The sequence below is a fragment of the Streptomyces sp. MUM 203J genome (assembly GCF_022414595.1).
Taxonomy (GTDB): domain Bacteria; phylum Actinomycetota; class Actinomycetes; order Streptomycetales; family Streptomycetaceae; genus Streptomyces.
Genome location: NZ_JADWYO010000139.1, coordinates 1 through 804, shown reverse-complemented (window position 1 = coordinate 804; position 804 = coordinate 1). Strand labels below are relative to the sequence as shown.

General features: G+C 67.5%; 1 protein-coding gene. It reads right to left on the bottom strand.

Going from position 1 to position 804, the window contains the following annotated elements; translation table 11 throughout:
* Positions 1-69 precede the first annotated feature (69 nt).
* A partial coding sequence (locus I3F58_RS29195) for a transposase (protein WP_240111724.1) occupies positions 70-804 on the bottom strand: 735 nt, incomplete at its 5' end.

Sequence of the window (804 nt, the reverse complement as noted above, 5' to 3'; positions counted from 1 at the left end):
CTAAGGGCTGTCCCGTAAATGATCTCTGAGTCGCTTCGGGTGTGGTTGGCCGTTGCGCCGGCCGGTTGTCTATCCGGCGAGGGCGAGGTTGTGCATCCGGGTGATGCCGAGCATGGCGTGGTGGACTCCGTCGCCCTTGAGGCGGCAGTCGCGGAGGATCTTCCAGGTCTTCATGCGTGCGAAGACGTGCTCGACTCGGGCCCGGACGTGCTTGTGGGACTTGTTGTCCGCCTCTTTCCAGTCGGGCAGGTCCTCGCCCTTGCGGCGTCGGTGGGGCATGACGAGTCCGGTGCCCGGATAGCCGCCGTCGGCGATCGTGGTGGTCTTGCCGACGGCGGCTTTGGCGCCGGATTCCTCCCACGCCTTGCAGTCGTTGCGGTTCCCGGGCAGGGGCCGGCCCACAACGACGACCAGGCGGGTGTCGGCGTCGATGACGACCTGGTGGTTGGTGGAGTACCGATAGTTCTTGGACTGCTCGGCCACCGTGTGGTCGCGGGTGGGGACCAGAGTGCCGTCCACGATCAGCACGGTGTCCTTGGCGAACCGCTTGCGGGGCTGGAGCGCGAGCATCGGCCCGAGATGGCCGATGATGCGGTCTGCGGCCGACTTCGACACCCCGAACAGCGGGGCGAGCTGGCGCAAGGTCAAGTTCGTGCGCCAGTAGGCCGCGACCAGCAGAGCCCGGTCCTCCAGCGGAAGGCTCCACGGTCGTCCCTTGCGGACCGCGTCCGCACCCTCGCGCCGCAGAACCGTCACGAGCTTGCCGAAGTTGCGAGGGCTCAGCCCGGTGAACGGGGCTATCCA